7 protein-coding genes are annotated in these 6,420 nt (G+C 70.4%); 6 read left to right on the plus strand and 1 reads right to left on the minus strand.

What is annotated here, in order from left to right; all coding sequences use genetic code 11:
- The first annotated feature begins 60 nt into the window (after window positions 1-60).
- From OU415_RS32495 to nusB, 3 genes are all read left to right on the plus strand, one after another.
- Window positions 61-1,170: a M24 family metallopeptidase gene (locus OU415_RS32495; RefSeq protein ID WP_270953329.1), complete on the plus strand. Its 1,110-nt coding sequence runs from the start codon at window positions 61-63 to the stop codon at window positions 1,168-1,170.
- Between the two features lie 82 nt (window positions 1,171-1,252).
- A complete protein-coding gene (gene efp / locus OU415_RS32500) occupies window positions 1,253-1,819 on the plus strand; it encodes an elongation factor P (RefSeq protein ID WP_270953330.1) in 567 nt (188 codons plus the stop codon).
- Window positions 1,820-1,861: 42 nt separating this feature from the next.
- The gene (gene nusB, locus OU415_RS32505; protein ID WP_270953331.1) at window positions 1,862-2,284 is read left to right on the plus strand and encodes a transcription antitermination factor NusB; all 423 of its coding nucleotides are present in this window, start codon (window positions 1,862-1,864) and stop codon (window positions 2,282-2,284) included.
- Window positions 2,285-2,569: 285 nt separating this feature from the next.
- Here the strand turns inward: nusB and bldD are convergent, their stop codons facing one another.
- Window positions 2,570-3,058, minus strand: a complete 489-nt coding sequence (bldD, locus tag OU415_RS32510) for a transcriptional regulator BldD (RefSeq protein ID WP_010311046.1) — start codon at window positions 3,056-3,058, stop codon at window positions 2,570-2,572.
- Between the two features lie 288 nt (window positions 3,059-3,346).
- Between bldD and pyrR the strand changes: the two genes are divergently transcribed.
- The 3 genes from pyrR (at window position 3,347) to OU415_RS32525 (ending at window position 6,304) form a co-directional block, all read left to right on the plus strand.
- Complete coding sequence (gene pyrR / locus OU415_RS32515) at window positions 3,347-3,937, plus strand: bifunctional pyr operon transcriptional regulator/uracil phosphoribosyltransferase PyrR (RefSeq protein WP_270953332.1); 591 nt, start codon at window positions 3,347-3,349, stop codon at window positions 3,935-3,937.
- Complete coding sequence (locus tag OU415_RS32520) at window positions 3,937-4,869, plus strand: aspartate carbamoyltransferase catalytic subunit (protein WP_270953334.1); 933 nt, start codon at window positions 3,937-3,939, stop codon at window positions 4,867-4,869. The genes pyrR and OU415_RS32520 overlap by 1 nt, the downstream gene beginning before the upstream one ends.
- Window positions 4,870-5,005: 136 nt before the next feature.
- Window positions 5,006-6,304, plus strand: a complete 1,299-nt coding sequence (locus tag OU415_RS32525) for a dihydroorotase (protein WP_270953333.1) — start codon at window positions 5,006-5,008, stop codon at window positions 6,302-6,304.
- Window positions 6,305-6,420 lie beyond the last annotated feature (116 nt).

Consider the following 6,420-nt stretch of genomic DNA (forward strand, 5'->3'; position numbering starts at 1 on the left):
CTTCCCGCCGACCTCTTCCTGACCAGGTCCGCCCACCGGTTCGCGAGTTAGGCTCCCGACATGTCCGAAGCGCACTCCCACCGACGGCAAGCCCTCCGCGACCGCCTGCGCGAGCAGGAGCTGGACGCGATGCTGGTGACCGATCTGCTCAACATCCGCTACCTCACCGGCTTCACCGGGTCCAACGCCGCGCTGGTGGTGCACGCCGCCGACGAGCAGGGTGCCGAGTCGCGGACGGTGTTCTGCACCGACGGCCGCTACCTGACGCAGGCGTCCGAGCAGGTCCCGGACCTGGAGCGGGTGATCGACCGGGCCAGCGACCTGACGCTGGCCGAGCGGATCGGTTCGGCGGCCGCCGAGCACCGCCGCGTCGGGTTCGAGAGCCAGCACGTCACCGTCGACCGCCGCGACGTGCTGGCCGACGCCGCCGGGAAGGCCGAGCTGGTGCGCGCGCCGGGGCACGTCGAGGAGCTGCGGCTGATCAAGGACGAGGTCGAGATCGAGGCGCTGCGGATGGCCTGCGCCGCCGCCGACCGGGCGCTGGCCGACCTGATCGAGCACGGCGGGCTGCGCCCCGGCCGCACCGAGCTGGAGGTCGCCCGCGAGCTCGACGGGCGGATGCTCGACCACGGCGCCGCCGGGCCGTCGTTCGAGACGATCGTGGCCGCCGGGGCGAACTCCGCGGTCCCGCACCACCGCCCGACCGACGCGGTGCTGACCACCGGCGACTTCGTGAAGATGGACTTCGGCGCCCTGGTCGACGGCTACCACTCGGACATGACCCGCACCGTGGTGCTGGGCAAACCGGCCGACTGGCAGCGCGAGATCTACGAGCTGGTGCGCACCTCGCAGGCCGCCGGGCGGGCCGCGGTGCGGGTCGGCACCGAGGTGCGCGAGGTGGACACCGCGGCGCGCAAGGTGATCGAGGACGCCGGGTACGGCGAGCAGTTCCTGCACGGCCTCGGACACGGCGTCGGGCTGGAGATCCACGAGGCACCGACTTTGTCGCAGCGGGGAGACGGTAGAATCAGCGCCGGGATGGCGGTCACCGTCGAGCCTGGCGTTTATCTGGCGGGGCGGGGCGGGGTCCGCATCGAGGACACGCTGGTCGTGCGTCCCAGCACACCGGAGCTCCTCACCTTGACGACGAAGGAGCTCGTCGCAGTCTGACGCACCCCGGTGCGCCGACATCGCCGGAATTGCGATCCGGCGGAACACGCCCGAAGCCATCACCACAGGAGAGATTCCCACCGTGGCATCCACGAACGACCTGAAGAACGGACTGGTGCTCAACATCGACGGCCAGCTCTGGTCCGTCGTGAACTTCCAGCACGTCAAGCCCGGCAAGGGCGGCGCCTTCGTGCGCACCACGCTGAAGAACGTGCTCTCCGGCAAGGTCCTCGACAAGACGTTCAACGCCGGTGTGAAGGTGGACACCGCGAACGTCGACCGCCGCGAGATGACCTACCTCTACAACGACGGCCAGGACTACGTGTTCATGGAGCCGGACACCTACGAGCAGATCAACGTCTCGGCGGACGTGGTCGGCGACGCGGCGAACTACATGCTGGAGAACAGCCAGGTCGTCATCGCCCGCCACGACGGCAACCCGCTGTACGTCGAGCTGCCCGCCTCGGTCGAGCTGGTCGTCCAGCACACCGACCCGGGCCTGCAGGGCGACCGCTCCACCGGTGGCACCAAGCCGGCCACCCTGGAGACCGGTGCCGAGATCCAGGTGCCGCTGTTCCTCAACACCGGTGACAAGGTCAAGGTCGACCCGCGCGACGGCCGGTACCTCAGCCGCGTCAACACCAAATGAGCGCCTGCCCGTCGGCCGCTGCGGCCGGGAAGAGGGTGTGAGGTGGGTTCTCGGAGCAAGGCGCGCAAGCGCGCGGTGGACTTCCTCTACGAGGCCGACCAGCGCGGCGTCGACGCGGTGACCCTGCTGTCCGACCGGGTCGGATCGCCGGAGGTCCCGCCGGTCAACGACTACACCGTCACCCTCGTGGAGGGTGTCGCGGAGAACCGCGAGCGGATCGACGAGCTGCTCACCCAGCACGCCGAGGGCTGGTCCCTGGACCGGATGCCCGCGGTGGACCGCTCGGTGCTGCGGCTGGGCCTCTACGAGCTGCTGTGGCGGAGCGACGACGTTCCCCCGGCGGTGGCCATCGACGAGGCGGTGGAGCTGGTCAAGGCCCTGTCCACCGACGACTCGCCCAGGTTCGTCAACGGCGTCCTGGGCCGCATCGCGGGCATCGGCAACAAGCTGCGCAAGACCGTCTGAGCAGCGGCTGACGCGAATTCCATTGAAATCGGACCTCCGATTTCAATGGAAATCGCGTGACAGGTACGACGGAACGAGGGGCACCTCCGGACCGGATCGGTCCAGGGGTGCCCCTCGTTCGTGCCCAGTTCGTCGCACGATCGGTGGATGCGAGAAGGGCGCTTCGGACCGACCAGCTCGGTCCGGAGCGCCCTTCACCGCGCCTTCGCCGCTAGGGGGAAGCGTGAAGAGCGCCGGCCGCCGAGTGGTTCGGGGCCAGGCGCTCTCCTGGTTGTGCGGTAGTTCTCACTCCTCGCGGGCCGGGCGGGCCTCCGGGGGAAGCACGCCCCAATCGATGAGCTGCTCGGTGAGCTCACCTGGCGTCATGTCGTAGATGATGGCCAGGGATCGCAGGTCCTCGGTGCGAATGGACAGCACCTTGCCGTTGTAGTCACCGCGCTGGCTCTGGATGGTGGCCGCGTAGCGGGCCAGCGGGCCCACCTTCTCAGCGGGCAGCTGCTGCAGCCGCTCCAGGTTGATCACGACTTTGGTGGCGGGCTCGGCGCCGGACGGCACCCGACCCTCCGGAAGCAGTTCTGCGACCGGAACCCCGTAGAAGTCGGCCAGTTCGGCCAGCTTCTGCACGGTCACCGCACGGTCGCCGCGCTCATAGGACCCGACGACCACGGCCTTCCACCGCCCGCCAGACTTCTGCTCGACGCCGTGCAGCGACAAACCCTGCTGCTGGCGGATAGCGCGGAGCTTGCTGCCCAGCGCCTTGGCGTAGTCGCCCATGTGGCGTTTCTCCGTTCGTTCGCCCCGTCAGCCGATAGTGCCGACCGGGGAGCAAAGCTCAGATCGATACGGAGAGTAATGTTCGCTCGCCAGCGTCACCAGGTCAAGTTGGTCTTTGTCGGCATTGGGGCGAGTCCTGCCACACCACCCGGACGATTGACCGCTGAACCTTGATAGCGTACGAGGAGGCCCGGCGGTCCACCCGAGTTCGCACGACGGTGACTGCGGGGCAGGTCACACACCATCCTTTAAGGATCCGTCCAGCGAGGCGGAGAAGGAGGTCGCACCGTGGCGTCACGCCCACCGGCGGACGCGGCGGACCCGGTCGGGCAGCGGGAGCTGCTCTCGACCGGTGACGTTGCGCGCACGATTGCCCGGATCGCTCACCAGATCATCGAGAAGACCGCGCTGGACACCGGCAGCAGCGATGTCGTGCTGCTGGGGATCCCGACCAGGGGGACTTCGCTGGCGCGGCGGCTGGCCGCGAAGATCAGCGAGTTCAGCGGGGTGACCGTTCCCACCGGAACCCTGGACATCACGCTCTACCGGGACGACTTGCGCAAGCGCCCGAACCGCCCGCTGGAGCCCACCAACCTGCCCGTCGAGGGCATCGACGGCGCACTGGTCGTCCTCGTCGACGACGTCCTGTTCTCCGGCCGCACCGTGCGAGCCGCGCTCGACGCCCTCCGCGACCAGGGCCGTCCCCGCGCGGTGCAGCTGGCCGTGCTGGTCGACCGCGGTCACCGCGAACTGCCCATCCGCGCCGACTACGTCGGCAAGAACATCCCCACCTCGCGCTCCGAGGGTGTCGCCGTGCACCTGGAGGAGACCGACGGCTCGGACCGCGTGGTGCTTCGGCGCGATGAGGAGAACGAGTGATGCGCCACCTGCTGTCCACCGAGGGCTTGGACGCGGCGACCGCGACCAGCGTCCTCGACACCGCCGACACGCTCAAGCAGACGCTGCTGGGGCGCGAGGTGAAGAAGCTGCCGACATTGCGCGGGCGCACGGTGGTGACGCTGTTCTACGAGAACTCCACGCGCACCCGGGTCTCCTTCGAGGTCGCGGGCAAGTGGATGAGCGCCGACGTGATCAACGTCTCGGCCAGCAGCTCGTCGGTCAACAAGGGCGAGTCGCTGCGCGACACCGCGCTGACGCTGGCCGCCGCGGGCGCTGACTGCGTGATCATGCGGCACCCGGCCTCCGGTGCGGCGCACCGGCTGGCGGGCTGGCTCGACGAGGTCGGCACGCAGGTCGTCAACGCGGGCGACGGCATGCACGAGCACCCGACGCAGGCGCTGCTGGACGCTGCGACGCTGCGGGAGCGGCTGGGCGAGCTCAACGGCCGCCGCATCGCGATCGTCGGCGACCTGCTGCACAGCCGGGTCGCGCGCTCCAACGTGCACCTGCTGCGCACCCTGGGCGCCGAGGTGGTGCTGGTCGCGCCGCCGACGCTGGTGCCCACCGGTGTCGAGCACTGGGGCGCGGAGGTGCGCCACGAGCTCGACCCGGAGCTGCCGAAGCTGGACGCGGTGATGATGCTGCGCGTCCAGGCCGAGCGGATGCACGGCGGCTTCTTCCCGTCGGCCCGCGAGTACTCCATCGCCTACGGGCTCAACCAGGCGCGGATGGACAAGCTGCCGGAGCACGCGGTCGTGCTGCACCCCGGCCCGATGCTGCGCGGCATGGAGATCGCCCCGGCAGTCGCCGATTCCCCGCGCGCCGCCATCACCCAGCAGGTCAGCAATGGCGTGCACGTGCGGATGGCGGTGCTCTACCACCTGCTGGCGGGAGAGGAGCTCGCGGCATGAGTAGTCCTGTTTCAAACCGAGTCCTGCTCGCCGCACCTCAGGGGAACGTGATGCAAACCAGCCACAGGAAACCGCGAAACGCGAGCTTGATCGCGAACGCAACCACAACTGTGAATCGCGGAGAGGCGGAACGGGCATGAGCCGGCTGTTGTTGAAGGACGTCCGCCCCTACGGCGAGGGCGAACCCGTTGACGTGCTGGTCGAGGGCGAGGTCATCGCCGAGATCGGTGCGAACCTCGAGGTCGACGCCGACGAGATCGTGCAGGCCGGCGGCGCGGTGCTGCTGCCGGGCTTCGTGGACCTGCACACCCACCTGCGGGAGCCGGGCCGCGAGGACGCCGAGACCGTCGAGACCGGTTCGAGCGCTGCGGCGCTGGGCGGCTACACCGCGGTCTTCGCGATGGCCAACACCGATCCGGTCGCCGACAACGCGGTGATCGTCGAGCACGTGTGGCGGCGCGGCCGGGAGGTCGGCCTGGTCGACGTGCACCCGGTGGGTGCGGTGACGGTCGGGCTCAAGGGCGAGAAGCTCGCCGAGCTGGGCACCATGCGGCGCTCGGCCGCCGAGGTCCGGGTCTTCTCCGACGACGGCCACTGCGTGCACGACCCGCTGATCATGCGGCGCGCGCTGGAGTACACGAAGTCCTTCGGCGGAGTCGTCGCCCAGCACGCCGAGGAGCCCCGCCTGACGGTGGGCGCGCAGGCGCACGAGGGCGCGAACGCCGCGCGGCTGGGCCTGGCGGGCTGGCCCGCCCCGGCCGAGGAAGCGATCGTCGCGCGCGACTGCCTGCTCGCCGGGCACACCGGCGGCACGCTGCACGTCTGCCACGTCTCCACCTCGGGCACCGCGGACATCCTGCGCTGGTGGAAGTCCCGCGAGACCGCCGGCCAGGTGTCGGCCGAGGTCACGCCGCACCACCTGCTGCTGACCGACGACCGGCTCGAGACCTACGACCCGGTCAACAAGGTCAACCCGCCGCTGCGCACCGACGCCGACGTGCTGGCGCTGCGCCAGGCCCTGGCCGACGGCACGGTGGACTGCGTGGCCACCGACCACGCCCCGCACGCTGCGCAGGACAAGGATTGCGAGTGGTCCGCCGCCAAGCCGGGCATGCTCGGCCTGCAGACCGCGCTCGGCATCGTCGTGCAGACGATGGTGCGCTCGGGGCTGCTGGACTGGCGCGGGGTCGCGCGGGTGATGAGCGAGCGACCCGCCGAGATCGGCGGGCTGGCCGATCAGGGCCGCCCGGTCGCGGTGGGCGAGCCGGCCAACCTGGTGCTGGTCGACCCCGAGACCGAGTGGACCGTGCGCGGCGCGGAGCTGGCCAGCCTCGGGGAGAACTCGCCGTTCGACGGCATGCAGCTGCCCGGCCGGGTGGTCGCGACGATGCTGCGCGGACGGCTCACCGCGCACGAGGGCAAGGTGAGGCGCTGATGGAACGCTTCCTCTGGGTGCTCGCGCTGCTCGCGCTGATCGCGCTGGTGTTCTTCGGGATGCGGCGCGGCTGGGTCAACCGGGCCCGCCGCCCGGGCGCCGAGCTGCCGGTCTTC

Origin of the sequence: Saccharopolyspora oryzae (assembly GCF_027853915.1) — a bacterium.
Classification (GTDB): Bacteria; Actinomycetota; Actinomycetes; order Mycobacteriales; family Pseudonocardiaceae; genus Saccharopolyspora; species Saccharopolyspora oryzae.